The sequence below is a fragment of the Allostigmatella hybrida genome (genome assembly GCF_020103775.1).
GTDB lineage: Bacteria > Myxococcota > Myxococcia > Myxococcales > Myxococcaceae > Hyalangium > Hyalangium aurantiaca.
Genome location: NZ_JAHXBH010000012.1, coordinates 47,406 through 73,910, shown reverse-complemented (window position 1 = coordinate 73,910; position 26,505 = coordinate 47,406). Strand labels below are relative to the sequence as shown.

Annotated in this window: 24 protein-coding genes; 11 read left to right on the top strand and 13 right to left on the bottom strand. The window is 69.5% G+C overall.

Going from position 1 to position 26,505, the window contains the following annotated elements; genetic code table 11:
• Window position 1: 1 nt before the first annotated feature.
• Window positions 2-469 (bottom strand): hypothetical protein, encoded by a 468-nt coding sequence (locus KY661_RS19960; RefSeq protein WP_225411719.1) that lies wholly within the window; start codon window positions 467-469, stop codon window positions 2-4.
• 354 nt (window positions 470-823) lie between these two features.
• On the opposite strand from KY661_RS19960, the gene KY661_RS19955 reads away from it, so the two are divergent.
• The 3 genes from KY661_RS19955 (at window position 824) to KY661_RS19945 (ending at window position 7,150) form a co-directional block, all read left to right on the top strand.
• Window positions 824-1,405 (top strand): GAF domain-containing protein, encoded by a 582-nt coding sequence (locus tag KY661_RS19955; protein ID WP_075007858.1) that lies wholly within the window; start codon window positions 824-826, stop codon window positions 1,403-1,405.
• A gap of 90 nt (window positions 1,406-1,495) precedes the next feature.
• Window positions 1,496-3,298, top strand: coding sequence for a serine/threonine-protein kinase (locus KY661_RS19950; protein WP_225411718.1), 1,803 nt, complete (start codon window positions 1,496-1,498; stop codon window positions 3,296-3,298).
• Between the two features lie 75 nt (window positions 3,299-3,373).
• Window positions 3,374-7,150, top strand: coding sequence for a tetratricopeptide repeat protein (locus tag KY661_RS19945; protein ID WP_225411717.1), 3,777 nt, complete (start codon window positions 3,374-3,376; stop codon window positions 7,148-7,150).
• Between the two features lie 10 nt (window positions 7,151-7,160).
• Here KY661_RS19945 and KY661_RS19940 read toward each other — a convergent pair whose 3' ends face one another.
• A complete protein-coding gene (locus KY661_RS19940; protein ID WP_225411716.1) occupies window positions 7,161-8,270 on the bottom strand; it encodes an isoaspartyl peptidase/L-asparaginase family protein in 1,110 nt (369 codons plus the stop codon).
• Window positions 8,271-8,420: 150 nt separating this feature from the next.
• On the opposite strand from KY661_RS19940, the gene KY661_RS19935 reads away from it, so the two are divergent.
• Window positions 8,421-9,095, top strand: coding sequence for a type 1 glutamine amidotransferase domain-containing protein (locus KY661_RS19935; RefSeq protein WP_225411715.1), 675 nt, complete (start codon window positions 8,421-8,423; stop codon window positions 9,093-9,095).
• A gap of 253 nt (window positions 9,096-9,348) precedes the next feature.
• The gene (locus tag KY661_RS19930; protein ID WP_225411714.1) at window positions 9,349-10,671 is read left to right on the top strand and encodes a hybrid sensor histidine kinase/response regulator; all 1,323 of its coding nucleotides are present in this window, start codon (window positions 9,349-9,351) and stop codon (window positions 10,669-10,671) included.
• Between the two features lie 7 nt (window positions 10,672-10,678).
• Here the strand turns inward: KY661_RS19930 and sufT are convergent, their stop codons facing one another.
• From sufT to KY661_RS19895, 7 genes are read right to left on the bottom strand one after another with little or no spacing between them, the layout of a single operon-like run.
• The gene (gene sufT / locus KY661_RS19925; RefSeq protein WP_225411713.1) at window positions 10,679-11,239 is read right to left on the bottom strand and encodes a putative Fe-S cluster assembly protein SufT; all 561 of its coding nucleotides are present in this window, start codon (window positions 11,237-11,239) and stop codon (window positions 10,679-10,681) included.
• A 9-nt stretch (window positions 11,240-11,248) separates the two neighbouring features.
• Window positions 11,249-11,701: a Fe-S cluster assembly sulfur transfer protein SufU gene (gene sufU / locus KY661_RS19920; RefSeq protein ID WP_225411712.1), complete on the bottom strand. Its 453-nt coding sequence runs from the start codon at window positions 11,699-11,701 to the stop codon at window positions 11,249-11,251.
• Window positions 11,698-12,927 carry a cysteine desulfurase gene (locus tag KY661_RS19915; RefSeq protein WP_317987286.1) on the bottom strand — a complete coding sequence of 410 codons (1,230 nt, stop codon included), beginning with the start codon at window positions 12,925-12,927 and terminating at the stop codon, window positions 11,698-11,700. Before KY661_RS19915 ends, sufU begins: the two co-directional genes overlap by 4 nt.
• Window positions 12,924-14,249, bottom strand: coding sequence for a Fe-S cluster assembly protein SufD (gene sufD / locus KY661_RS19910; protein WP_225411711.1), 1,326 nt, complete (start codon window positions 14,247-14,249; stop codon window positions 12,924-12,926). Before sufD ends, KY661_RS19915 begins: the two co-directional genes overlap by 4 nt.
• Entirely contained in the window at window positions 14,246-15,022 is a 777-nt protein-coding gene (gene sufC, locus KY661_RS19905; RefSeq protein ID WP_225411710.1) for a Fe-S cluster assembly ATPase SufC, read from the bottom strand. Before sufC ends, sufD begins: the two co-directional genes overlap by 4 nt.
• A gap of 2 nt (window positions 15,023-15,024) precedes the next feature.
• Complete coding sequence (gene sufB / locus KY661_RS19900; RefSeq protein WP_075007848.1) at window positions 15,025-16,461, bottom strand: Fe-S cluster assembly protein SufB; 1,437 nt, start codon at window positions 16,459-16,461, stop codon at window positions 15,025-15,027.
• Window positions 16,458-16,931 carry an SUF system Fe-S cluster assembly regulator gene (locus KY661_RS19895; RefSeq protein WP_075007847.1) on the bottom strand — a complete coding sequence of 158 codons (474 nt, stop codon included), beginning with the start codon at window positions 16,929-16,931 and terminating at the stop codon, window positions 16,458-16,460. Before KY661_RS19895 ends, sufB begins: the two co-directional genes overlap by 4 nt.
• A gap of 163 nt (window positions 16,932-17,094) precedes the next feature.
• Here KY661_RS19895 and KY661_RS19890 point away from each other — a divergent pair, with 163 nt between their 5' ends.
• Window positions 17,095-18,288: an ABC transporter substrate-binding protein gene (locus tag KY661_RS19890; RefSeq protein ID WP_225411709.1), complete on the top strand. Its 1,194-nt coding sequence runs from the start codon at window positions 17,095-17,097 to the stop codon at window positions 18,286-18,288.
• Here the strand turns inward: KY661_RS19890 and KY661_RS19885 are convergent.
• Window positions 18,269-18,889: a hypothetical protein gene (locus KY661_RS19885; protein ID WP_225411708.1), complete on the bottom strand. Its 621-nt coding sequence runs from the start codon at window positions 18,887-18,889 to the stop codon at window positions 18,269-18,271. The genes KY661_RS19890 and KY661_RS19885 overlap by 20 nt on opposite strands.
• A 364-nt stretch (window positions 18,890-19,253) precedes the next feature.
• Between KY661_RS19885 and KY661_RS19880 the strand changes: the two genes are divergently transcribed.
• Window positions 19,254-19,682, top strand: coding sequence for a type II secretion system protein GspG (locus KY661_RS19880; RefSeq protein ID WP_225411707.1), 429 nt, complete (start codon window positions 19,254-19,256; stop codon window positions 19,680-19,682).
• An 88-nt stretch (window positions 19,683-19,770) separates the two neighbouring features.
• Complete coding sequence (locus KY661_RS19875) at window positions 19,771-21,798, top strand: di-heme oxidoredictase family protein (RefSeq protein ID WP_225411706.1); 2,028 nt, start codon at window positions 19,771-19,773, stop codon at window positions 21,796-21,798.
• A 51-nt stretch (window positions 21,799-21,849) separates the two neighbouring features.
• Here the strand turns inward: KY661_RS19875 and KY661_RS19870 are convergent, their stop codons facing one another.
• Entirely contained in the window at window positions 21,850-22,284 is a 435-nt protein-coding gene (locus KY661_RS19870) for a GFA family protein (protein ID WP_225411705.1), read from the bottom strand.
• A gap of 111 nt (window positions 22,285-22,395) precedes the next feature.
• Between KY661_RS19870 and KY661_RS19865 the strand changes: the two genes are divergently transcribed.
• The 3 genes from KY661_RS19865 (at window position 22,396) to KY661_RS19855 (ending at window position 25,039) form a co-directional block, all read left to right on the top strand.
• Window positions 22,396-23,148 (top strand): methyltransferase domain-containing protein, encoded by a 753-nt coding sequence (locus KY661_RS19865; protein ID WP_225411704.1) that lies wholly within the window; start codon window positions 22,396-22,398, stop codon window positions 23,146-23,148.
• 24 nt (window positions 23,149-23,172) lie between these two features.
• Window positions 23,173-24,180 (top strand): helix-turn-helix transcriptional regulator, encoded by a 1,008-nt coding sequence (locus tag KY661_RS19860; RefSeq protein ID WP_225411703.1) that lies wholly within the window; start codon window positions 23,173-23,175, stop codon window positions 24,178-24,180.
• A gap of 337 nt (window positions 24,181-24,517) precedes the next feature.
• Window positions 24,518-25,039 carry a hypothetical protein gene (locus tag KY661_RS19855; RefSeq protein WP_225411702.1) on the top strand — a complete coding sequence of 174 codons (522 nt, stop codon included), beginning with the start codon at window positions 24,518-24,520 and terminating at the stop codon, window positions 25,037-25,039.
• Here KY661_RS19855 and KY661_RS19850 read toward each other — a convergent pair.
• Both KY661_RS19850 and KY661_RS19845 read right to left on the bottom strand, forming a co-directional pair.
• Window positions 25,036-25,899, bottom strand: a complete 864-nt coding sequence (locus tag KY661_RS19850) for a sigma-70 family RNA polymerase sigma factor (RefSeq protein ID WP_225411811.1) — start codon at window positions 25,897-25,899, stop codon at window positions 25,036-25,038. The two genes, KY661_RS19855 and KY661_RS19850, sit on opposite strands and share 4 nt — an antisense overlap.
• Window positions 25,889-26,350 carry a carboxymuconolactone decarboxylase family protein gene (locus KY661_RS19845; protein ID WP_225411701.1) on the bottom strand — a complete coding sequence of 154 codons (462 nt, stop codon included), beginning with the start codon at window positions 26,348-26,350 and terminating at the stop codon, window positions 25,889-25,891. Before KY661_RS19845 ends, KY661_RS19850 begins: the two co-directional genes overlap by 11 nt.
• Between the last annotated feature and the right edge of the window lie 155 nt (window positions 26,351-26,505).

Sequence of the window (26,505 nt, the reverse complement as noted above, 5' to 3'; positions counted from 1 at the left end):
CTCAGGGCAGTGTCTCCCGCGTCCCCTCGACGGTGGGGGCCGCCGGGGGCGGAGGCGGGGGCGGGCTGTAGCGCCGCGCCCGGGAGAGCGCCGACTCGTACCACACGTCGGTCACCTCCTCGTGCATCTCGGAGAGCTCCTCGTGCATCACGGACAGCTCGCGCTTCTGGGCCTGCAGGTGGGTGACGAAGTCCTCCAGCGTGTGCCGCTCCACCTCGGAGCGCTCCAGCTCCTCGTTGAGCACCAGCCGGGCTTGATCCACCTCCGCCAGCTCCGACGCCACGCGCTCCAGGGCCGCCTCGGCCGCCGCCAGCCGCTCCGCCAGCGCGTCCGTGTGGGCCCGCTCCTCCTGGTAACGGCGCTGCCATTGCTCCGCGGCCACCATGTGGGCCTGAAGGCGCGCGGGGGGGATGCCCTGGGCACATCCCACTACGCCCCAGGCCACCGCGCCAATGAAGAGGAACCGCATGCCCACAGATTGCAGAAGACAGGGCGAGTCGTCAAAGCCCCTGCCCCCCGCCGGGGAAGCCTTCCACACGATTGGCACCCCAAGTTGTGAATGCCTGTCGCAAGCCCTGTCCTCCCAGGCCGGTGGCCCCGGCAAGAAGGAGGGCGCGTGGAGGTTTCTCCCGGGCACCGTCCCACCTCTCCGGAGATGTCTGGGCCGCCTTTCCAGGGAAACCCCAGCTCCAGCGCCTGCCTCTTACAGCATAAATGCTATTTGACAGGATGAACGAAATCAGGTTTATTCGGGTCTCAAGGGATACATGAGGTTCCCCAGCCGGTCTGGACCTCCTTCCCTTCCCCACCGGAGCGACGCCCCATGATCGAACTCTTCACGAAGATTTCCGATGCGACGAAGCTGCTCCTGGAGAAGGGCTTCACGCCGCTCCACGCCAGCTCGGCGCTGTCCATGGTGGGAAGCGCGCTGAAGGTGGACCGCGTCTACATCTACGAGAACCAGCCCTACCCCATCCGCGGGCGGATGTTGACGGATGCGCGCTACGCGTGGACGGTGCCTGGGCTCACCTCGCCGCTGGAGTCCTCCACGCTTCAAAGCCTGTGCCTGCGCGAACTGGCGCCGCAGTGGTCGGAGCTGCTCTCCCAGGGCCACCTGGTCAACTGCCTGGCCAAGGACGCGCCCCCGCGCATGAAGTTCCTCCTGGATGACCACAAGACGCGCTCGCTGATGCTGGCGCCCCTGCGGCCCTCCAAGGAGTGGTGGGGCTTCGTGGGCTTCGATGACTGCCAGCAGGGCCGGGTGTGGAGCGCCGAGGAAGTCATCCTGCTCAAGTCCCTGGCGAGCGGGCTAAGCTCGGCGCTGCGCCACCGGCAGATGCGCTCCTCGCTGTCCCAGACGCGCTCGCAGCTGCGCGAGATGATGGCGCTGAGCGTGAACCGGTAACCCCGGCCTAGGCCGGAAGAGGGCGAAGCTGGGCTTCTCACCAAGGGGATCCTCAAAATCCCCAGGTCTGCTAGCCTCCGCCCTCTGCACATGCCTTCTTTGGACACCACGGCGATCAGCCGGCCGCGCAACGCTGACTCCCTCCCCGGTTACCGCCTCGAGAAGCTCGTGGGCATGGGGGGCATGGGCGAGGTGCACAAGGCCACCCAGCTGTCCCTCAACCGCACCGTGGCGGTGAAGCTGTTGAACCCGGAGCTGGCCAAGGAGGCCGACTTCGTCGCGCGCTTCCAGAAGGAAGCCGCCGCGCTGGCCACCTTGTCCCACCCCAACATCGTCGACATCGTCGACAAGGGGAAGACGGACAACACGTACTACCTGGTCATGGAGTTCGTGGATGGGCCGTCGCTGCGCGAGCTGATGCGCTCGCCGCTGCTCACCATCCCCGAGTCCCTGCGGATGATGATGGAGATCTGCCGGGGGGTGCAGTACGCGCACACCCGCAACGTCGTCCACCGGGACCTGAAGCCGGAGAACATCCTCTTCGACCAGCAGGCCGGCAACATCGCCAAGGTGACGGACTTCGGGCTGGCCTCCTTCGTGGACGACGCCAACACCCGCTTCAACCTCACCAGCACCCATGTCTCCATGGGCACGTTGTCCTACATGGCGCCCGAGCAGCGCGTGGACGCGAAGACGGCGGACGCGCGCGCGGACATCTTCTCCCTGGGCGTCATCCTCTATGAGCTGCTCACGGGCGAGGTGCCCCTGGGCACGTTCGATCCGCCCTCCAAGCACAAGCCGGAGATCGACGGGCGGCTGGATGGCATCGTCACCCGGTGCCTGAAGCCGGACCCCGAGGAGCGCTACCCCACGGTGAGCGCGCTCATGGCGGACCTGGAGCCGCTGGCGCCCCTCACCCTGTCGCAGATTTCCAAGCCGCTCACGTTCTGGGGGCGGGTGAAGCGCGGGGCGCGGCGCGCGGCGCGGGTGGCCGCCCAGGGGGTGGCCGTGCTGCTGGTGCTCTCGGCGGTGGGCGTGCTGGGGGTGGCGTGGCTGCGCAGCGGCGAGAAGCGCCCCCGCATCATGCCCGGCGCCGCGCTCACCGCGGACCTGGGCCCCCACTCCACCCGCTCGCTGCCCGGGCGGCTGACGAAGGGCGCCGAGCGCCTGGTGGTGGCCGGCGAGGGCCCCGACGCCCTGTCGCTGCTCACCGCGGGCAGGCCCGTGGTGTCCGAGCCCAAGGCGCTGGTGTTCCCCGCGGTGGAGGGCCAGTCGCGCGTGGGCCGGGCCGTGGTGGACGTGGTGGACCTGGACGGGGACATCGCCGTGCTCAAGGCGGACGTGCTCGCCGAGCCGCCCCCCCGTACCCTGTCGGCGCGCCTGCGCTCGGTGCTCTACGGCCCGCCGCCCGATGCCCAGGCCGCGCTCATGCTGGTGGGCTCCACGGGGCGCTACGTCGCCCTCATCCAGCACGGGGCCGGCGCGCCGCTGGCGCTGGAGTGGGCCCTGGGCGAGCGCCGCGGCACCATGCTGGGGCTGTTCTCCCCCTCGGGCAAAGCCCACCTGGAGATGGAGATCGACGCCGAGGGCGTGCTGCGCGCCTTCGTGGGCACCGGCAAGGACCGCCGGGCCATCGCCGAGCCGCTCATCATTGGCCCGGCCTGGCAGAAGCAACTGGGAGATGAGCCCCGGCCGGCCGCCGGCTGCATCGAGGGCACCTGCCGCATCGAGGCGCTCAGCTACAGCCTGCGCCAGGCCCCCCCTGCCCCCGTGGCCACCCCGGCGCCGGTGCCCCGGCCCGCCCCAGTCGCCGTCAAACCGGTGGCCAAGCCCGCGCCGGTGAAGCGGCCCGCCCCCAAGGCGCCCCCTCCCAAGGGCGGCAAGCGGCGGTAACAGCGGCCACCGGCCGACATGGATTGCATGCGGATGTAGCCCTGCCCCGGGGATTGCATTATCCCTTCGGGCCTTATGGGAACCTTTCGCGGTCTTCTCGCGCTGCTCGCCCTCGCCGCCGGCCTGTCCGGCTGCGCTCACTCCTCCGTTCCGTCCGCCCAGCTGCTGGAGAATGCCGCCCAGCAGGCCCAGAAGGGCACCAGCGAGGCGCGCACGCTCGCGCTCGCGGGCTTTCACGCCTACCTCGTGAAGGGGGATGTGGCCGCCGCGCAGGGCCACTTCGACGCCGCGGCTGCCAAGGCGCCCGCCGAGCCCTACGCCCTCATGGGCCAGCACCTGCTGGCGCGCCGCACCGCCGCGGTGGACCGGGCCCTGGAGACCGCGCTGCAGCTGTGCGTGCGCGCGCCCACCCATCCGCTCGCGACGGCCGCCGCCCGCTACGTGCTGGACCAGACGGGCACCTCGCCCGAGTCCGATGAGCGCATCCTCCAGGGGGCGCGCCAGGCGCTCGAGGCGGGCGCCCTCGGCGAGGCTGCCCAGATTCTGCGCGGCGCGCAGATGGCCATTGCCTACATCCGCGGGGACATGAAGGCCACCGAGGCCGCGCTGCGGGAGGCGGGCTCGGCCACCCACGTGACGGTGGTGGGCCCCTTCTCGCCCCACCGCCTGCTGGGCTTCGACACGCTCACCCCGCCCGAGAAGGACGGCTCGCTCGCGGGCCCCTTCCAGGGCCTCCGGGGCCCCCTCACCCCGCGCCCCCTGCACGCCCCGGATGGACGGCACCGCCTGGATGGGGAGCCCAACGAGGGGGATGTGTACGTGCTGGCCTTCGACGCGGAGGTGGCCGAGGGCGGCGTGTACCTGGCCCGCACCGTCTCGTCCTCCGCGCACAAGCTGTGGATGAACGGCACGCTGCTCTTCGAGCGGCGGCCCTTTGCCCGCGCCGAGCCCACCGTGCTGGGCCGCGCCATGACGCTCTCCCCGGGGCGCTACCGCTTCGTGGCGACGCTCACCCGGAACAACACCACCGGTAACTTCTCCTTCACCCTGCCGCGTGCCGATGGCCGCCCCACCACCGCGCGGCTCACGGCGGCCACCGGCCCCGCGCCCGCGTGGAGCGCTGCCCCTCCCGCCTTCACCGAGGCGCCCCTGTTCTACCCGGGCGCGCGGCAGTTCGCCGCGGCGCTGGAGAAGGAGGCCGGAGGGCTCTTGTCCACCTTCCTCGCGGTGCGCGACGGCATGGGCCGGGACGCCGATGGCGCCCGGGTGCTGATGCAGGGGCTGGCGGCCGAGGCGGCCACGCCCGCGCTGCTCACGCTGCGCGCGGAGCTGGCCGCGCAGGACCGCACGGTGCCCACCAAGGTGTCGCGCGGGCGTGCCACGCGGGAGCTGGAGACGGCGCTCGCGAAGGACCCCAAGGACGTGGCCGCGCTGCTGCTGCGCGCGGAGCTGTCGCTCGGGGACGAGCAGCCCGCCGTGGCGCTCGAGACGCTCCAGCGCGCGCGGGAGGCCGCGGGCCCCACCGCCTTCCCCGTGCACCTGCTGCGCGCCCGGGCCGCGCTCGCGCTGGGCGTGGAGGCCCAGGCCGAGGAGTCCCTCGCCGCGGCGCTCACGGCCTGGCCGAACCTGTGTGACGCGCTGGGGCTGCGCTACACCCTGGCCCGGCGCCGGGACGCGGTGGAGCTGATGGAGAAGCTCGTCGCGGACTCCGCGGGCTGCTCGGGCGCCCTGAGCCGCGCCGCCGAGCACGCGCGCCTGCGCGGGGACACCGCCCGCGCCATCCAGGGCTACACGGAGCTGCTGACGCGGGACCCGGGCAACCCGAGCCTCGGCGTCACGCTGGCGCACCTGTACGTGTCCCAGCGCCGCTACGACGAGGCCACCGCCACCCTGCGGGCGCTGTCCGCGCAGTGGCCCCGGAGCGCCTTCATCCTGAAGCAGCTGGCGGATGTGCGCGAGTACGCGGGGGCGGCCGCCGAGGCCCTGGCCCTGCGCGAGCAGGCCCTGGCGCTGGACGGCAATGACTTGTCCCTGCACCGCGCCGTGGCCCGGGCGAAGACGGGCAAGGAGCTGCTCCAGGAGTTCGCCATCGACGGCAAGCAGGCCATCGCGGCGTACGAGGCCTCCCGCGGCACGGAGGACAGCGCCGCCGCGTACGTGCTGGATGCCGCCGCCGTCCAGGTGTTCCCCGACGGCACGCTCATCAACCGCATCCACATCATCCAGAAGGCGCTGGAGCAGAGCGGCATCCAGGAGATCGCCGAGGTGAACATTCCCCAGGGCGCCCAGGTGCTGGCGCTGCGCACGCTCAAAGCGGACGGCACGGTGCTGGAGCCCGAGGCCATCGCGGGCAAGGACGCCATCAGCCTCCCCGGCGTGCAGGTGGGTGACTACATCGAGGTGGAGTACCTGCTCGCGGAGCCCTCGCGCGGCCCCGCGCAGCCGGGCTTCACCGCCTCGGCCTTCTACTTCCAGATTTCGGGCATGCCGAACAACTGGGCCACGTACACGGTGGTGGCGCCCAAGGGCACGGGCATGCGCGTGGACGCGCACGGCATGAAGGCGCCCGCCCCCGAGGTGAAGGGGGACCGGGAAATCTTCACCTACGAGGCCCGGCGCGTGCCGCCCTTCATCCCCGAGCCGGACGCGCCCCAGTCGGCCAACGAGTACCTGCCCTTCGTGATGGTGGGCGCGGGCACCCTGGGCAGCGAGAGCACCGCGGCCAACTACGCGGACAGCTTCCTCGACCGGGCCGCGCGCAACTCGGAGGTGGAGGCGTTCGCCCGCCGGGTGGCCGGGAAGAAGACGGGCCTGGAGGCGGTGAAGGCGCTGCACGCGGCGGTGATGAAGCAGATTCCGGGACGGGACACGGGCCTCGCCCAGTCGGCGGCCACCACGGTGGCGCAGGACCGGGGCAGCCGGCTGATGCTCCTCAAGGCGAGCCTGGACGTGCTGGGCATCCCCGTGCGGCTGGCCATGGTGCGCACCTTCTACACGGACCCAGCGCCCTACCTCTTCCCCGCCGACGCGCTGCTCACCTTCGTGGCCCTGCGGGTGGACCTGCCCGGGGAGGCCCCGGTGTGGCTGGACACCTCGGTGCGCTTCGGCCCCTTCGGCGCCCTGCCCGAGCCGTCCATGGGCGAGCGCGAGGCGTACCTGCTGCCCGAGCCCGGCCGCGCCGCGGAGAAGGTGAAGACGCCGCCCCTGCGCCAGACGCCCTCCAAGCAAGTGAAGCTGTGGCTGGAGGTGAAGGAGGATGGCCTGCTCACCGGCCGGGGCGAGGAGGTGTACTCGGACTTCGAGGCGGCCCAGCTCGCCGATGCCTTCGAGGCGCTGTCGGCGGAGAACCGCCAGCAGGCGCTCCAGGGCGCCGTGGCGCGCTACTTCGGCGGCGCGGAGCTCACCTCCGTGAAGCTGGAGCACGCCGAGGAGGTGGGCGCGCCGCTCACCCTGCGCTACGAGTTCAAGGTGCCGCGCTTCGCCCGGGCCGAGGGCCCCAACCGGCTCGTGATGGGGCCCGTGAGCTTCCCGGCGCTGCTCGGCCGGCGCTTCGTGCAGCTCAGCTCCCGCGACACCCCGCTGTTCATCGACGCCTCCGAGGCGAGCGACACCGAGGTGAAGACGACCCTGCCCGAGGGCTGGCGGCTGTCGGACCCTCAGGCGTCGCTGAAGGTGGAGAGCGCCTTTGGCCAGCTCACCCGCTCAGAGAAGCAGGAGGGGCGCGTGCTCACCATCACCGAGTCCCTGCGCCTGCCGCGCAACCGCATTCCCGTGAAGGGCTACGAGGCCTTCTCGCAGTTCGCCGGGGACGTGGACCTGCTCCAGACGCGGGATCTCGTCCTCGTCAAATAGGCGCGGCGCCTCACTCCTGGAAGATGGCCACGAAGGGCTGGCCATCTTCCCCCATGTAGCCGCGGTACATGCCGGGGGAGTTGAAGGGCATGGCCACCGCCCCCTGCGCATCCAGGGCGATGACGCCCCCCTCGCCCCCGGCCTTCACCAGCACGTCGCGCACGACGGTGTCCGCGGCCTCCTGGAGGGGCACCTTCAGGTACTCCACGCGGGCGCAGATGTCCCGGGCCACGGTGTGGCGGATGAAGAACTCCCCATGGCCCGTGCCCGACACGGCGCAGTGCGCGTTGGCGTAGGTGCCCGCGCCGATGAGGGGCGAGTCCCCCACGCGCCCGTACCGCTTGTTCGTCATGCCCCCCGTGGAGGTGCCCGCCGCCAGGTTCCCCGCCTGGTCGAGCGCCACGGCGCCCACGGTGCTGAACTTCCCATCCTCCGGCCGGGGGGACACGCCCGTGGCGGGCGCCTTTCCCCCCGCGGCCTTCTCCTTCTCCAGGGCCCGCTGGAGCTGCTCCCAGCGCTCCTCGGTGCGGAAGTACTCCGGGGGCACCAGCTCCAGGCCCTGCTCGCGTGCGAACGCCTCGGCCCCCTCGCCCACCATCATCACGTGCGGCGAGCGCTCCATCACCCGCCGCGCCAGGTCGATGGGGTTCTTCACGTGGCGCAGCCCCGCCACGGCCCCCGCCGCCAGCGTCCGCCCATCCATGAGGGAGGCATCCAGCTCGTTGCGCCCATCGTGGGTGAACACCGCCCCCTTGCCCGCGTTGAACAGGGGCGAGTCCTCCAGGACGCGGATCGCCGCCCCCACGGCATCCAGGCTCGTGCCCCCCTTGGCCAGGATGGCATGGCCCGCTTGGAGGGACTCGGTGAGCCGGGCCCGCACTTCCGCCTCCCGCTCCGGGGTGAGGGTGTCGCGGGACATGACGCCCGCGCCGCCGTGAATGACGAGGCCCCACTTGCGCCGGGCCTGGAGCGGGGGGGAGCCGGCCTCCTCCCGGGGGGCCGCGCCCGGAGAGGAGGCGCAGCCCAGCGGCAAGAGCAGCAGCCCGGGGAGCGCGGTGGCGGCGGCCAAGGTGCCGCGCAAGGGGGAGGACAGGGGGAACAAGGGGCTTCTGCGGTGCATGGAGAACCTCGCGCGCTGCTGGAGCGCCCAGACGGCAGCGCGGCATCCGCCTGGCTGCCTGGCCTCTTCAGGCCATTCACCTCACGGGGGAGCGTACACACCGTGCGGAGAGACTCCAGCGCGAGCGGAGCCAAACCACTGGGAGAGACGATGGGAAAGAAGCTCAAGGGGCTACGGGTCGCCGTGTTGGCGGTGGATGGGTTCGAGCAGGTGGAGCTGACCCAGCCCGTCAAGAAGCTCCGTCAACAGGGTGCGTGCGTGGAGATTCTCTCGCTGCACCCGGGTTCCATCCGGGGCATGAACCACCTGGTCCCCGGGAAGAAGGTGTCCGTGGACACCGTGCTCAAGAAGGTGAAGGCCGCCGACTATGACGCCCTGCTGCTGCCGGGCGGGCTGGCGAACCCCGACACCCTGCGCCAGAGCGAGCTGGCCCGGGAGTTCGTCACCGACTTCGACCGGTTGGACCGCCCGGTGGCCGTCATCTGCCACGGCCCCTGGCTGCTCATCTCCGCGGGCCTCGTCAGCGGCCGCCGCCTCACCTCGTGGCCAGGCATCCAGGACGACGTCCGCAACGCGGGCGGCCTCTGGGAGGACGCGCCCGTGGTGCGCGACGGCACCTGGGTCTCCAGCCGGGGGCCGCAGGACCTGCCCGCCTTCGATGCGGCCATGACGGCCCTCTTCGCCGAGCACCTGGCCCTGCGCCAGCCGCAGGCGGCGAAGCAGTCCCGGCGCTGGCCGCGCTGGGTGCTGGGAGGGCTGGCGCTCGCCGCGCTGGGCTTCGGCCTGCGCGAGGGGCTCCGGGAGCGCCCGCTCCTGGCCCTCTGAGCCCGGGCTGACGCCCCGCGTCCAATGGGCGCGGGGCTTCTGCACGGTGTGCGCCCGCTCACAGCGGGCGTGCAGGGCAACCGGGGTGTCTTACCGCCTGGGTAGGTCTACACCCTGCATTCAAGTGCTTTGAACAAAGCGCCAACATCTGAACACAATACTCCCCGACGTGCGGAAGCCGACCAGGCGCCCCCTGGCAACCGCCGTCCCCCCCGTACGAAGACTCCATGAGGGTGGGCTAGGAGAGCCGGTCTTGAGCACATCCGCATCCACCAATCGCCGCATCCTGGTGATCGATGACAACCGGACCATCCACGAGGACTTCCGCAAGATTCTGTGTCCTCCCTCGGAGGACGGCTCGCTGAACGCGATGGAGACGGAGCTGTTCGGCGCCGACGAGCGCCCCACGCCGCTGCCCGGCTTCGAGGTGGACACCGCCACGCAGGGCGAGGAGGGCATCCGGATGGCGCGCGCCGCGCGCGAGCAGCACCGCCCGTACGCGGTGGCCTTCGTGGACATCCGCATGCCGCCGGGCATCGACGGGGTGGAGACAACGTACCGGCTGTGGGCGGAGGACAATGATCTGCAGGTCGTCATCTGCTCGGCCTACGCGGACTACTCGTGGGAAGAAATGATGCAGCGGCTGGGGCTCAGCCAGCGGCTGCTCATCCTGCGCAAGCCCTTCGATGGCATCGAGGTGCGCCAGCTGGCGTACTCGCTCACCGAGAAGTGGGAGCTGCTCCTGCGCAGCCGGCTGCGCATGGAGGACCTGGCGCGCGCCATCGAGGAGCGGACGCGGCAGTTGGAGGCGGCCAACACGCGGCTGGCGCAGGCGCAGCGGCTGGAGGCGCTCGGACGGCTGTCCGCGGGGCTCGCGCATGAAATCAACAACCCGCTGAGCTTCATCCTGGCCAACCTGGGGCACCTGCGCTCCACGCTGGAGACGGACCCCGCGCAGTTGCAGCAGGCGGAGGTGCAGGAGCTGCGGGAAGCGTGTGACGAGTCGCTCGAGGGGGCCGAGCGCATCCGGCGCATCATCCAGAACATCAAGCTCTTCTCACGCCTGGACCAGGCGCCGAGGACGCAGGTGGATCTGCATGAAGTCCTGGAGCAGGCGCTCGCCGAGGTGCGGGAGCTCCTGGAGCCCGGCACCCGGCTGGTGCGGGAGCTGGAGACGGTGCCCATGGTGTCCGCCAGCGAGACGGGCCTGCAGCAGGTGTTCTTCGGGCTGCTGGTGAACGCCGCCTACGCGCTGAAGGACGCTGGGCCGGAGCCCGTGCTCCGGGTGGCCACGCGGCTCCAGGAGGATGGCCGGGTGGTGGTGGAGGTCCAGGACAACGGGCAGGGCATCGCGCCGGAGCACCTGAGCCGCATCTTCGAGCCGTTCTTCACCACGAAGCGGGTGGGCAAGAGCGCGGGGCTGGGCCTGTCGGTCTGCTACGGCATCGTGGCCGGGCTGGGCGGGGACATCACCGTGGAGAGCACCCTGGGCCAGGGCACCATGTTCCGGGTGCAGCTGCCCCGGGGGCTCGGGGACTTCGAGCTGAGCCCGGACTCGCGCGGCACCGGCCACTGAGGCGGCCTTACATCCACCCCAGCTCCAGCCGCGCCACCTCCGACATGCGGCTCTGGTCCCAGGGCGGCTCGAAGACCAGGTCCACGTGGGCCTCCTTCACCCCCGGCACGCTGAGCACCTTGCGCCGCACGTCCTCCTGAAGCACCGGCCCCATGCCGCAGCCGGGCGCCGTCACCGTCATCTGGATGTCCACCCGCTGCCCCCCTTCCGGCAATGGCGCGGCCTGGCACTGGTACACCAGCCCCAGCTCCACGATGTTCACGGGAATCTCCGGGTCATACACCGTGCGCAGCTGCTCCCAGACGTTCGCCTCGTCGAAGGGCCCCTCGCGGGAGGTGCCCTCCCCGGCCGGCGGCGCCTCGGACTTCGCGGCGAACTCCTCGCCCAGCAGGGCCGCGTCCTTCGCGTCGATGCGCAGCAGCTGACCGTCCGAGATGGACTGCACGGTGACGTTGCCGCCCAGCGTCTGCACCACGCGCAGGTCCGTGCCCTCGGGCACCTTCACCCGCTCGCCGCTGGGAATCAGCGTCGCCTCGCACTCGCGCTCCAGCACCACCAACCCTCGCATGCGCTCCTCCTACTCCGTCGAGACGGGCTCGGCCTGCCCGTGAAGCGCCGCGCGCAGCGTGTGCCAGGCGAGGCTCGCGCACTTCACCCGCGCCGGAAACTCGCTCACCCCGGAGAGCACCGTCAGCTTGCCCAGCACATCCATATCCACCCCTTCGGGCCCTTCCGTCACCAGCCGGTGCACCTGCGCGAAGAGCTGCTCGGCCTCCTCGCGCGTCTTGTCCTTCACCGCCCCCGTCATCAGCGACGCCGAGGCGCGGGAGATGGCGCACCCCTGTCCCTGGAAGCCGATGTCCTGGATGACGTCCCCTTCGAGCTTCAGCGCCACGGTGAGCTGGTCCCCACACAGCGGATTGAAGCCCTCCGCCCGGTGGTTGGCCCCCTCCACGTCGCGGAAGTTGCGGGGCCGCTTGCCATGGTCGAGCACCACCTCCTGATAGAGGTCTCTCAGTTCCGAGCTCATGCGAACACCTCCCGTACCTTGTGGAGCCCCCGGACGAGCGCATCCACGTCCGCCCGGGTGTTGTAGAGCGCCAGCGAGGCCCGCGCGGTGGCCGCCACCCCGAAGCACTTCATCAACGGCTGCGCGCAGTGGTGCCCCGTCCGGATGGCCACGCCCTCACGGTCCAGGATGGTGCCGATGTCATGCGGGTGGATGTCCTGCATCACGAAGGACACCACGCCCGAGCGCTCCTGGGCGCGCCCCAGGATGCGGATGCCGGGCACGGCGCCCAGCGCCTCTTCGGCATAGGCCAGCAGCTCCCGGTCGTGCGCCGCGATGGCCTCCAGCCCCAGCGCCTCCAGGTAGTCGATGGCCGCCCCCAGCCCCACCGCGCCCGCCACGTCCGGGGTGCCCGCCTCGAACCGGTAGGGAATGCGGTTGTAGACCGTCTTCTCCAGGGTGACCGAGAGGATCATGTCCCCGCCGCCCTGGTACGGCGGCATCGCCTCCAGCAGCTCCTTCTTCCCGTACAGCACGCCAATGCCCATGGGCCCGAAGAGCTTGTGGCCGGAGAAGGCGTAGAAGTCACAGTCCAGGTCCTGCACGTCCACCGGGAAGTGCGTCACCGCCTGCGCCCCATCCACCAGCACCGGCACCCCCTTCGCGTGCGCCCGGCGAATCAGCTCCTTCACCGGCACCACCGTGCCCAGGGCATTGGAGACGTGCGTGAGGGCGAGGATGCGCGTGCGCGGGGTGAGCAGCGCGTCCAGCGCATCCAACACCAGCTCCCCGTGCTCATTCACCGGCACGGACTTCAGCGTGGCGCCCTGCTGCTCGCACAGGAGCTGCCAGGGGACGATGTTCGCGTGGTGCTCCAGCCCGGTGATGAGCACCTCGTCGCCGGGGCCTACATGCTTGCGGCCAAACGTCTGCGCCACGAGGTTGATGGCCTCGGTGGTGCCGCGCACGAAGACGATCTCCTTCGACTCCCGGGCCTTGAGGAACCGCCGCACCTTCTCGCGCGCCTCCTCGAAGGCCTCCGTGGCACGCTCGGACAGCAGGTGCACGCCCCGGTGCACGTTGGCGTTGTCGTGCGTGTAGAAGCGCACCAGCGCGTCGATGACCGCCTGAGGCTTCTGCGCCGAGGCGGCACTGTCCAGGTACACCAGCGGCCGGCCCCGGACCTCCTGGAGGAGGATGGGAAAGTCCGCCCGGACCCGGGCCACATCCAATCCCTGCTGGCTCATGCGTCTGCCTCCCGCCGGGCTACCCCCAGCAATCGCCCCGCCACGAGCCGCTCCACCCGGGCCCGCAGGGGCTCCAGGTGCACCGCGCCAATCACCTCGCTGGCGAAGGCATACGTGAGCAGTTGCTCCGCCTCGGGCCGCGGAATGCCCCGCGACCGGAGGTAGAAGAGCGCCTGCTCGTCCAGGCGCCCCACCACGGCGCCGTGCGCGCACTTCACGTCATCCGCGAGAATCTCCAGCTGGGGGCGCGTGTCCACCAGCGCCTCCTCCGAGAGCAGGAGGTTGCGGTTGGACTGGGTGGCATCCGTGCGCTGCGCATCGGGCCGCACCAGCACCCGCCCATGGAAGGTGCCCCGCGAGCGCCCATCCAGCACGCCCTTGTACAGCTCCCGGCTCGTGCAGCGCGGCACCGCGTGGTCCAGGTCCGTCCGGTGGTCCAGGTGCTGGGTGCCCCGGCCCACGTACAGGCCATTCAGGACACACTCCCCGCCCTCGCCTCCGAACACCGAGGACACCTCGTTGCGCGCCAGGGCGCCGCCCAGCGAAAAAGCATGAGAGGCCAGGCGGCTGTCGCGCGCCTGCCGGGCGTGGAGGCTCGCCAGGTGGAACGCACCTTCCGTCTCCGCCTGGAGCTTGTAGTGGTGCAGGCGGGCGTTCTCCCCGAGCACCACCTCCGTCACCGCGTTGGTGAACGAGCCGCCCCCCTCCTCCCCGCCGTAGCACTCCACCAGCGCCGCCTCGGCGTTGGCCCCCACATCCACCACGATGCGCGGGGCGGCGAGCACCTGCGCCACCCCATCCCCGGACACCAGGAAGAGCAACTGCACGGGCAGGGCCGCCACCGTGCCCGGCGCCACGCGCAGGAAGACACCTTCCTCCAGGAGCGCCGCGTTGAGCGCGACGAAAGGATGGGCCTCCGCGCGGGCATGCTGCCCCAGCACGGCCTCCAGCGCCTCGCCGTCCTCCTGAATGGCCTCCCGCAGGGACTTCACCCACACCCCGGCGGGCAGCCCCTCCAGCGAGGACAGCTCGGGCGCGAACCGGCCGTCCACGAAGACGAGCCGGGGCCCCGGCAGCACGAGCTGCTCGACCCACGCCTCCAGGTGGACGCGCTTGCCGGGCCACGCCGGCACGAATGGCCGCGACACGATGGGCGCCACGTCCGTGTACTTCCACGCCTCATGGCGCGTCGTCGGAAAGCCTGCCTGGGAGAGCTGCGCGAGCCCCTCATGCCGGAGCGTCCGCAGCCACACCGGATCCGCGCCCCGCTCCGCCTGGAAGCGCTGGGCCACGTCCAGGTAGTGCTGGAGCCCTCCGCTCATGGGCGCACCTGCCGCGCCGCCGGGGCGCCCAGCTTGTCCACCCACGCGTAGCCCTTGCTCTCCAGCTCCCGCGCCAGCTCCTTGTCCCCCGACAGGACGATGCGCCCCGCCGACATGACGTGCACATGGTCCGGGACGATGTAGTCGAGCAGCCGCTGGTAGTGGGTGATGACGAGCAGGCCCCGCTCCTTCGAGCGCAGCGCGTTCACCCCGCCCGCGACGATGCGCAGCGCGTCGATGTCCAGGCCGGAGTCCGTCTCGTCGAGGATGGCCAGGCGCGGCTGGAGCACCGCCATCTGGAACACCTCGTTGCGCTTCTTCTCGCCGCCGGAGAATCCCTCGTTCACCGAGCGGTTGAGGAAGCTCGCATCCATCTGCACGAGCTTCATGCGCTCCTTGGCGAGCGACAGGAAGTCCATGGCATCCAGCGCCTCCAGCCCCTGGGCGCGCCGCTGGGCGTTGAGCGCGGTGCGCAGGAAGTGCAGGTTGCCCACGCCCGGAATCTCCACCGGGTACTGGAAGCCGAGGAACACGCCCGCGGTGGCGCGGTCCTCTGGGGACAGGGCGAGCAGGTCCTTGCCGTCGAAGCGCACCTCGCCCTGCGTCACCTGGTACGTCTGGCGCCCCGCCAGCACCTGCGAGAGCGTGCTCTTGCCCGAGCCGTTCGGGCCCATGATGGCGTGGACCTCGCCGGGCCGCAGCTCCAGATCGATGCCCTTGAGGATGTCCTTGTCCCCGACGCGGGCGTGAAGGTTCCGGACGCTCAGCAACATGATTAACCCACACTTCCTTCGAGACTCAGCCCGAGCAGCTTCTGCGCTTCCACGGCGAACTCCATGGGAAGCTCCTTGAAGACCTGCCGGCAGAAACCGTTGACGATCATCGACACCGCGTCCTCGCGCGAAATCCCGCGCTGCTGGCAGTAGAAGAGCTGGTCCTCGCCGATCTTCGACGTGGACGCCTCGTGCTCCACCTGCGCCGACGCGTTCTTCACTTCGATATAGGGCAGCGTGTGCGCGCCGCACTGGCTGCCCAGCAGCAGCGAGTCGCACTGCGTGTAGTTGCGCGCCCCTTCCGCGTTCTTCAGCACGCGCACCAGCCCCCGGTACGTGTTCTGCCCGTGCCCGGCGGAGATGCCCTTGGAGATGATGGTGCTCCGGGTGTTGCGGCCCATGTGCACCATCTTCGTGCCCGTGTCCGCCTGCTGGCGGTGGTTGGTGAGCGCCACCGAGTAGAACTCGCCCACCGAATCATCCCCGCGCAGGATGACGCTGGGGTACTTCCAGGTGATGGCAGAGCCCGTCTCCACCTGCGTCCAGGAGATCTTCGAGCCCCGGTGGGCGATGCCCCGCTTGGTGACGAAGTTGTAGATGCCCCCGCGCCCCTCGGCATCACCCGGGTACCAGTTCTGCACCGTGGAGTACTTGATGGAGGCGCCCTCCAGCGCCACCAGCTCCACCACGGCGGCGTGCAGCTGGTTGGTGTCGCGCATGGGCGCGGTACACCCCTCCAGGTAGCTCACCGTGCTGCCCTCGTCCGCGACGATGAGGGTGCGCTCGAACTGGCCCGTCTCCGCCGCGTTGATGCGGAAGTAGGTGGACAGCTCCATGGGGCAGCGCACGCCCTTGGGCACGTAGCAGAACGAGCCGTCGCTGAAGACCGCGGAGTTGAGCGCCGCGAAGTAGTTGTCCGAGTACGGCACCACCGAGCCCAGGTAGCGCTGGATGAGCTCCGGGTGCTCGCGCACGGCCTCCGAGAACGAGCAGAAGATGACGCCCGCCTTGGCCAGCTTGTCCTTGAAGGTGGTGGCCACCGAGACGGAGTCGAACACGGCGTCCACCGCCACGTTCTGCAGGCGCTTCTGCTCCTCCAGGGGAATCCCCAGCTTCTCGTAGGTGCGCAGGATCTCCGGATCCACCTGGTCCAGGTTGTCGAGCTTCGGCTTCTGCCGGGGCGCCGAGTAGTAGCGGATGGCCTGGTAGTCGATGGGGTGGTAGCGCACGCTCTGCCAGGTGGGCTCTTTCAGGGTGAGCCAGTGCCGGTACGCCTTGAGCCGCCACTCGAGCAGGAACGCCGGCTCGCCCTTCTTCGAGGAGATGAGGCGAATGACGTCCTCATTGAGCCCCGGGGGCAGCGTGTCCGACTCCACGGCGGTGATGAAGCCCGCCTCGTAGGGGCGGCGGGTGAGTTCCTGAAGGGCTTCAGTGCTCATGACGCTCCTCCCGCGTCCGTGCGCACCGGCAGGTTCAGCCCCACCAGCCGCTCGACGCGCAGCTCCGGGGCGCACAGGTCCGCGAGCGTCAACCGCCCGAGCGCCTCCTGGATGGCCTGGTTGATGACGCGCCAGTGGCCGCGGATGCGGCACACCGACTCCAGCTCGCACGAGGGCTCCCCGTCCGTGTGCTGCACGCAGGCGGTGACGGCCACCGGCCCCTCCAGCGCGGAGATGACCTGCGTCAGCGGGATGGCCGCCGCGGGCCGCGCCAGACCGTAGCCGCCCATGGCGCCCCGGTGAGACACCAGCACGCCGGCGCTCTGCAACCCCTTGAGCACCTTGCTCACCGACGGCAGCGGCACGCGCGTGCGCTCGGCCAGCTCGCGTGCCGTGCACGTACCGGCCTCGCGCGCCAGCTCGGTCAGCAACACCAGGCCGTAATCGGTCATCTTGCTCATTCGAAACATCGGTTCCCTCGCTGGGGGGACTCTTTATCTAAACAGGACTAAAACGGTCCACATTATATCGCCAACATCCCCTGTCTGCTGGCTCCCTCTCCAAGGAGTCCAGGGTTGAAGCGGTCCGGATGACGTGGTGAAGAGGGGGCTTCCCCTTGGAGGAAGACCGACCATGCGCAGGCAACTCCCGCTGCTCCTCGCAACCCTCGCCCTCGCGTTCATCGCGTGCGAGAAGAAGAGCCAGCCCACCCCCTCCCCCTCTGAAGGCGGCGCGGCGGCCAAGGCCCCGGAGGCTCCCCCGTCCACGTCCGACACCATTCTCATCGGCGGGGTGGGCAGCCTCACTGGCAACGAGGCCACCTTCGGCATCTCGGCCCGGAGCGGCATCGAGATGGCCATCCAGGAGGCGAACGCCGCGGGTGGGGTGAAGGGCAAGAAGCTGGCGGTGCGGGTGTACGACAGCCAGGGCAAGCCCGAGGAGGCCGCCCAGGCCGTCACCCGGCTCATCGCCCAGGACAAGGTGGCGGTCATCATCGGCGAGGCGGCGTCCTCCGTGTCGCTGGCCATGGCGGAGAAGGCCCAGCCGGCCCAGGTGCCGATGATCTCCTACTCCTCCACGGCGCCCGAGGTGACGCAGAAGGGCGACTACATCTTCCGCGTGTGCTTCATCGATCCGTTCCAGGGGCTGGTGATGGCGAAGTTCGCCAAGGAGAACCTGAAGGTGTCCAAGGTGGCCATCCTCACGGACAACAAGAGCGCATACTCGCTGGGCCTGGCCGATGTGTTCTCCGCGAAGTTCAAGGAGATGGGCGGCGAGATTACCGGCACGGAGAGCTACTCGAAGGGGGACACGGACTTCCGGGCACAGCTCACGGCCATGAAGCGCAGCAAGCCCGATGCGGTGTTCGTGCCGGGGTACTACACGGACGTGGGCATCATCGCGCGCCAGGCGCGGGAGCTGGGCATGAAGGTGCCGCTGCTGGGCGGAGATGGCTGGGATTCCGACAAGCTCTTCGAGCTGGGCGGCTCGGCGGTGGAAGGCAGCTACTTCTCCAACCACTACGCGGCGGACAACCCGGACCCGGTGCTCAAGGTGTTCATCGAGAAGTACCAGAAGGCCTATGGCTCCGTTCCGGACACCGTGGCGGCGCTGGCCTACGACGCGACCCTGGTGGCGGTGGATGCGATGAAGCGGGCACCGGACCTGTCCGGCCCGGCGCTGCGCGATGCCATCGCCGCGACGAAGGACTTCCCGGGCGTGGCGGGCAAAATCACCCTCAACGCCCAGCGCGACGCGGAGAAGCAGGCGGTGGTGCTCAAGGTCGAGGGCGGCAAGACGAAGTTCGTCACCACGGTGACGCCGTAGCCTTGAGCGCCTCCAAGGCAGTGTCATGGACGCCCCGGGCACGCGCGTAGCCCTCGTGCCCGAACGGCGAACAGACAGATGACCGCAGGCTCATCTTTCCCTCCTGGATGGGCCCTGAAGGACAGGACCACTCGATGATGACCGTGTGTGCGGACGTCGAGCCGCAATCGATCTGCGTCTTCTGACGGGTTGCCGCCTCCCAAAGCGCACGGACGAGGCGCTCGCCCTCCTCGGGCGAGTAGACCCTCGGCCCGAACTTCAAGGTTTCGGGTACGCCTGGCCGCCGTGACGGAAGCGTTCCCGAGAACTCGGCTCCGTCCGGAGACATGCGCACGGAGAGCAGGCCCATGGGAGGACTGAAGCAGCCCAGGATCCCAAAATGAACCGTCAGCGATGCGGGTGACGTGGTGAGGACACACGCGAAGGGTGATGCCGGAACGGGGCCTCGGCCTGAAATCACGGCGAAGTCATAGCCATCCACGGGCTCGGCCGCCGGGGCCCAGGAGCGTCCGGAGTCCGGAGTGAGGGCGCCCGAGCCCTTGCGGACAGGGAGGCCTGCGCGCACCAGTTGGCCCGAGGCGTAGGTGAACAACTCGCCCACGGCGGTGTCCTCCCCTTCCGTCCAGGGCAACGGTGGCCGTTGTGCCGAAGCAGGAAGAGCCAGGAGCAGCACAGCGAGAACAACGCATGTCCACGAGACAGGTTGCATGGCGGAAATCTCCTGGGCCTCGGGAGACTCTTGACTGCCCGGCTGCTCCCCCCAGAGCCCCTACAGCACGTGACGACAGCGTAGACGATTCCTCGATGGGGTTCGACTCCCTGGGCCGTGACCGAAGCGCTGTCAGAATGTCTCTTGGGCACAAGGCCCTGCGGACAGATGAGACGAGCAGCGCCGGCCCGAGCCTGTGGAGATGAGGACTTGCCCGGCGATCGGAGCAGGCCCGCGGTTTGAAAGGTCCCCGCGCATGTCCGCTCCTCCCCCGCCGCATCCGAAGCTGAACGCCAAGGCTTTGCTGCGCGATTTGCTGCTCTGGACCCTGACCTGCCTGGGCATCGTCCTGGGCTCGGGCCTGCTGACCGCTGGCTGCCAGTTGCTGAGCGCGCACAGGCAAGAGGCCGGACGGAAGCCAGACGTCGCACGCCTGGACCTGGCGGCCATCCACCGGGCCTTGAGGGCCTATCACGCGGAGCATCAGCGCTTTCCCTCCACGGAGGAGGGCCTCCGCCCACTGGTGGACAACCAGCACCTGGAGCAGCTTCCGCGCGACCCCTGGGGCAACCCCTACGGGTATGAGCTCCGCGGAGAACGTCCCGTGGTCTGGAGCCGGGGTGCCGACGGACTCCCGGGCGGTGAGGGCCCGGACGCGGATCTCTTTGACGCACAGCAGAAGTAACGTTTCGACTGTTTTTGTTGTCTCCCCTGGATTGCAATAAACACGTCCTTACCTAAGCTTGCCGCCTTCCCATCCCCTGGAGGTGGCTTTGCTTCGGACGTATGCCCTGTGTTTCTTCACGTCTGGCCTTCTGGCGTGTTCGGACGCCCCCTTCTCCCAGGACTCCGCGGACGCGGAGTTCGATGAAGTGGGCGTCCGCGCGAATACCCAATCGCTCGGCTCCGTCATCGTCACGGAAGGGTCGAGCCGCCCTCGCCGCCGCCACGAAAACGATCAGGACTTCTCCAAGTACAATCCCTTCTATTGGGAAGGCCGCCAGTCGAGCTTCAAGGTGGAGGACTTCACGCCCACCGGCGAGAAGCGCATCAAGTTCACCCTCACCACCGAGTGGCCGCAGGACTACATCCCCACGCGCGGCCCCGACTTCTCCGCCATCTACATTGGCAACCCCAGCGCCTCCTCCGAGACGGAGCGCAGCAAGTTCGCGCTCAACATCCGCATGACCCACGTGCGGGATGCCCGCGTCTTCGAGGCCACCCTGGGCCCCGGCGAGTTCGCGGCGTTCGCGAACCAGATGCAGCCCGGGCAGATCCTCACCTTCGAGTTCCGCTTCTTCCTGAGCGAGAGCTTCAGCGGGTGGGCGGCGCAAAAGGCCAAGAACCCGCACAACATCTCGGCCTACTACTCGGAGTTCCTCCGGATCCGCATCGGCCAGGGGGGGCTCTTCATCGATGACCCGCTCAACCCCAACGCGGTTCCCGCGACCCAGCGTTACGCCGGTGGCTGGACGACGACGCCCACCACCCGCGTGGAGCCCTGGCGGGCCCTCCAGCAACAAGCGAACAACATACTGCCCTCGAACTCGCAACGGTTCATGACGGGCCGCACCTGGTTCCACACCGACTTTGTCTCGGGCGAGCACGCGACCGACGAGGCGGATGACAAGCCCACCATCTTCTTCGATGCGGACCGCGTGAGCCGCAGCAACCACGCGTCAAGCGCCTACAACGTCCGGAGCTGCAGCGCCTGCCACATCAACAATGGCACGAGCCTGCTTCCCGGCACCAATACGCCCGTCCACCACACCGTCGCCCGGACCTTCGACACCCGCACCGGCAGTCCCCACGGAGTCTTTGGCAAGCAGCTCCAGACCCAGGGCGCCCACTCCGAGGGCACCCTCACCGTCGCCTCGTATGAGACCCGCGTGGAGCGCCTGGCCGACGGGACCGAGGTGGTGCTGAAGAAGCCGCGCTTCGCCGTGAACTCTTCCCTCTCCCAGAGCTACCTGGGCCTTTCCCCTCGCCGTCCCCAGGCGATGATCGGGCTCGGCCTGCTCGCGGCCGTTCCCGAGGCGACCCTCAAGCAGTTCGCGCAGCAGAACGGCGGCACCTACCGGACCATCGACGGGAAGATGGGCCGCTTCGGCTGGAAGGCCGACCAGGCGACCCTCTCCCACCAGATTCAGGCCGCGCTCAACAACGACCTAGGCGTCCTCAGCTCGCGCTTCCCGTCGAACGACTGCGGCGGGCGCTGCACGGCCGGCAAGGGCCAGCTGTCCGCTCAGGCCATCGCGGACATGGAAGCGTACCTCTCGCTGCTCGGCGTCCCTCCGCGCATGTACCCCACGAGCGCGTCCGGAACGAAGGGCCCAGAGGTGGTCAAGGGCGAGGCCGTGTTCGACCGGCTCGGCTGCCAGCGCTGCCACGTGAAGAGCATGGTCACCGGAACCGCGCCGTTCCCCGAGCTGTCGCAGCAAACCATCCAGCCGTTCACGGACCTGCTGCTGCATGACATGGGCACGGGGCTCTCGGATGGTTCCCCGGACGGCTTTGGCCAGAAGTGGCGGACCCCCGCACTCTGGGGCCTGAAGAACGTGAAGCATGCCACGGACTCGCACGTCCGGGACTTCCCTCCGGGCAACATCAACCTGCTCTGGCAGAACGCTCACGCCGCGGCGGATCAGAACCGCATCCAGTTCCTGCACGATGGGCGCGCCGAGAGCCTCGCCGAGGCCATCCTCTGGCACGGCGGGGAGGCGCAAACCGCGGTGAACCTCTACAAGGGCCTGTCCCTGGCCGACCGCAAGGCGCTCGAAGCGTATCTCTGGGATCTCTGATTCCGGACGGTGGCGTCCCCCGGGCCTCTTCCCGGGGGAGCCCCCTGCTTTTCATGCGGAGAATGGGCTCACGTAGGGCGCCACGGCGAGCGTCGCCCAGGTGTCATGGCGTCCGTCCAGGTACGTCACCTGGATGCCGGTGAAATCCACGTCATCCAGACAGTGGAGGTTCACCGCGCAGAACGCCCCTCCCAGCTCTGGAACGTCGCCGTACCCGAAGAGCCCGTTGCCGCAGACCCCGCAGAACCGGGGGCTCACCCCTTGCGCCGAGCGCGAGTAGGTACGCAACACCTCCTGACCTGACAGCAAGCGGAAGGCATCCGGCTTCACGTGGATGCCCCACCACGCACCCTTGGTGCAGAAGGTACAGTTGCACCGGCTCGTCCCGGCGCTCGCATCGAAGGTGACCTCCAGGCGCACGGCCCCACAGTGACAGCTGCCCTTGTACGTCTGAAGACCCGCGCGAGAAGAGGAAGAGGCGTTCATGGTGAGCACTCCAGGGTGAGGGCGGTCCCCTTGGGGGCCTGCCCGGTGGATGCAGCCACCGTAGGAGCGATTGCGGACAGGTTCGGTCCTCGATAAAGAGCGCGACAACCTATGAACCATCCGGAAGAATGGACGCGGCGGCTGCTCACCGACGCAGGCGTGCGCGAGGGCATGCGCGTGCTCGACATCGGCTGTGGGCGCGGCGATGTGGCCTTCCTGGCGGCTCAGCTCGTGGGCGCACAGGGACACGTCACAGGCGTTGACCGAGAGGAGGCGCCGCTCCAGGCCGGACGTGAGCGCGCCCGTGAGCTCGGCCTGGCGAATGTCCGCTTCGTGCAAGCCGATCTGGCCTCACCGCCCGCGGAGCTGGGCCCCTTCGACGCCATCACCTGCCGGCGCGTGCTGATGTACCAGCCGGATGCCGTCGCCTGCCTCAGGCGTCTTGCCAGCCTGCTGGTGCCCGGCGGCCTGATCGTCCTCCAGGAGCACGACTCGACCGCGATGCCCATCTGCCGGCCCGCGATGCCACTGCACGAGCAGGTGAGTGGCTGGATGTGGAAGACGGTCGCGCGCGAGGGCGCCGACATCCACATGGGCCTTCACCTTGCCCCGGCGCTGGTACAGGCCGGGTTCACGGTGGAGCGGGTCCGCGCCGAGGCGACCGTGTTGACGCCGGACCAGACGCATCACATCGGCATGATTGTCCGCGCGATGCAGGGCCGCATCGTCGAGAAAGGGGTCGCGACGGTGGAAGAGCTCGCAGCCGGCACGCTCGACGAGCGGCTCACCACGGAGCGGCGGGAGACGAACGGCACCTGCCTCTGGGAGATGGTGTTCGGGGCCTGGGCCCGGAAGGCCGGCTGACCGGCGATCGAGAGGCGCCTTCCCATGGTCCAGACCTCGGCCCGGCTGCTCCGGGTGCTGTCCCTGTTGCAGTCCCGGCGCTTCTGGGCGGGCGGAGACCTGGCGCAGGAATTGGGCGTCACCGAGCGCAGCGTCCGCCGGGACATGGACCGGCTGAGGACCCTCGGCTATCCGGTCCACGCGACGGCGGGCGTCGGGGGCGGCTACCAGCTCGGTGCCGGAAAGGAGTTGCCCCCGCTGCCCTTGGAAGACGACGAGGCGGTGGCCGTCGCGGTGGGCTTGCGCACGGCGGCGGCCGGACCGGTGAAGGGCCTGGAGGAGGCCGCAGTGCGGGCCCTCGGCAAGCTGGAGCAGGTGCTCCCGAAGCGGCTGCGGCGCCGGGTGAACGCGCTCCAGGCCGTGAGCGTGCGGCTCGGCGATGCGGGGCCCACGGTCGATGCCGGGATGCTGGCGTTGATCGCCAACGCCTGCCGCGATGGCGAGCTTCTCCGGTTCGGCTACGGCAGCCGCGATGGAACGGCCAGCCAACGCTCGGTCGAGCCCTACCGCCTCGTACACACCAGCCACCGGTGGTACCTCCTGGCGTATGACATGGAACGGGAAGGATGGCGCACGTTCCGCATCGACCGCATCCGCGAGGGGCTGGAGACGGGACGCGCGTTCAAAGCCCGGCCGCTGCCCGCCGAAGACGTGGCCGCCTACGTCTCTCAAGCCGTCTCGACGGAGGCCTACCGCTTCCGCGCCCGCGTGACGGTGCATGCCCCCGCCCACACCGTCTCCGAGCAGCTGTCGGGCGTGGCCGCCCGCATCGAGCCGTTGGAGGGCGAGCGCTGCCTTGTCCACACCGGCGGCGACAGCCTCGAAACCCTCGCCTTCCATCTGGGGTGGATGGGGTTCGATTTCGAGGTGCATGAGCCGAAGGAACTCGCCGAGCACCTGCGCCGCCTGTCCGAGCGCCTGGCCCGGGCCGCGAACGGGATGGACCGCTCAGAAGCCAGACCAGAGCCCGTGAAGCGAGAGGTTCCCTCATGAGTCCAACGAACCAGACGGGCCACGCGCGCCTTGTCTTCCTGTCAGCCACGCTCATGAGCCTCATCGTGGGGTGTTCCACGGGAACGCACTCCACGGCGAACCGGGCAAGTGCTGCGAGTCGGCAGACGGAAGCAGTTCATGGCGAAGTTGCGCGAGATCTACGCCCGTCAGGACATGCTCAAGAGGTTTCCCAATGGCTTCGAACCTGCCCACTGACGCGCGGTTCTTCGTGCTTGAGGCTGATGAATGGGGGCCGCACGATACCCACTTCAATCCGCAAGAGCCTGTCAACCGGGGTGATGCGCCCCATTGCCCACGGTGCCATGAGGCAACCGGCATGCTGACATGGCGCCCCCCCTACCGCGTGGAGTTGGAACTTCACGGCCAAGACTTGGGCGACTTCGTCGAAGGCCCCGGCTATGAGGTTCTCCTCTCAGAACGCGTGGCGGACGCACTTCGCGCGGAAGCGCTGACCGGACTGAGCGGTTTTCACACCGTCGAAGTGTTACGTGTGCGGAGAAAGCACAAGGGCCCCAAGCCCCACGCCGTGCCCCGCTACTTGGCGATGAACGTCTGTTTCAGTCACGGGGCTATCGATGACACCCGCAGCCGTGTCCGCCGCGACGAACCGGTGACCTGTCCCGAGTGCCGCAACCCCGGAAGGGACACCATTCACGGCTTCGTCCTAGAGGCAGGCACCTGGAAGGGCGAGGATGTCTTCCGCCCCCGTGGTCTCCAAGGCCGCATCCTCGTCTCTGAACGATTCGCCCAATTCGTCAAGCGGCACGGCTTCACGAACATGAAGGCCGTCCCCACCGAGGAGTACGTTTGGGACCCTGGTCATAGGGGGCCTCCCTAACTCAGCTTCTGGCGGAGGGCTTGCAGCTTGTCGGGATTGCGCGTGATGTAGACGGCCACGATGCGGCCCGCCTCCAGGGCGAACGACATGGTCTGCCACGTGCCGTCGGCATCGACGGTGACGAACGCCGGCAGCCCGTCGATGAGCCCCGCGTACACCTGCTGGGCCCCCTCCATCCACCCACGCCGGTGCAAGCCGTCGAAGAAGCGCACGGTCTTCTCGCGCCCCTGAATGGGGTTGAGGGCCGCGCGGACCCGGCCGCCGCCATCGGAGTACGTGACGACGTCCTGGGCGAGCAGTTCCTGGAGTGCATGCATGTCCCCGCTGCGAGACGCCGCGTAGAACGCAGAGGCAATCTCACGCCCCTGCTCCTCCGGCACCGGGAAGCGGGGCCGGGCCTCGCGCACGTGGGCCCGCGCCCGGCTGGCGAGTTGCCGGCACGCGGCGGGCTCCCGGCCGATGGCCTTCGCCACCTCGTCGAAGTCCATGCCGAACACGTCATGCAGCAGGAACGCGGCCCGCTCCAGCGGGGACAGGCGCTCCAGGGCCATCATCAAGGTCAGCGTCAAGTCGTCTCCCTCCACCTGCTCGACGATGGGCTCCGGCAGCCAGGTCCCCACGTACTCCACGCGCTGGACCCGGGCGGACTTGAGGACATCCAGACACAGCCGTGTCACCGTCCTCACCAGGAACGCCTCGGCATTGCGCACGGTGGCGGGGTCCGTCTGGTGCCAGCGCAGATAAGCCTCCTGCACCACGTCCTCCGCCTCCGCCATCGTGCCCAGCATCCGGTAAGCGATGCGGAGCAGGCGCGGGCGGAGGAGGTTGAACACGTCCTCGGGAGGGCCCTCAGGCGGCATCACGGCGCTGCGCCACCGGATGGACGGACCGGAAGCCCACGGCGATCCGGTTCCAGGTGTTGATCACCCCAATGAGCAACGTCAGGTTCACGCATTCCGCCTCGGAGAAGTGCTCCCGTAGCACAGCGTAGTCCGCATCCGGCGCATGTGTCTGGGCCACGAGCGTCAGCGCCTCGGTCCACGCCAGCGCCGCGCGCTCCCGGCCGGTGTAGAGCGGCGACTCGTGCCAGGCGCTCAGCAAGTAGAGGCGCTCCTCGGTCTCCCCCTGCGCACGGGCCTCCCGTGTGTGCATGTGGAGGCAGAAGGCACAGCCGTTGAGCTGCGAGGCACGAATCTTCACCAGCTCCATCAGGCTCGCTTCGAGACCACTGTCATGGACCTTCTTGCTCAGCTCGAGCATGGCCTGGAGGACTTGCGGTGCGGCGGCGTAGGGGTCGAGTCTGGGCTTCATGGCGGGGCTCCATTCGGGGCATCGGGAAAGACTTCCCCCTCCAGACGAATCACCGGAAAAGGCTGTGACATGCCCTCCCCCGGGCCGGGCGTTTCCGGCGCACAATGCCGCCCACGGAGACGCCCCTTGCCGGGGTGCTCCCTGGGAGAGCGAGC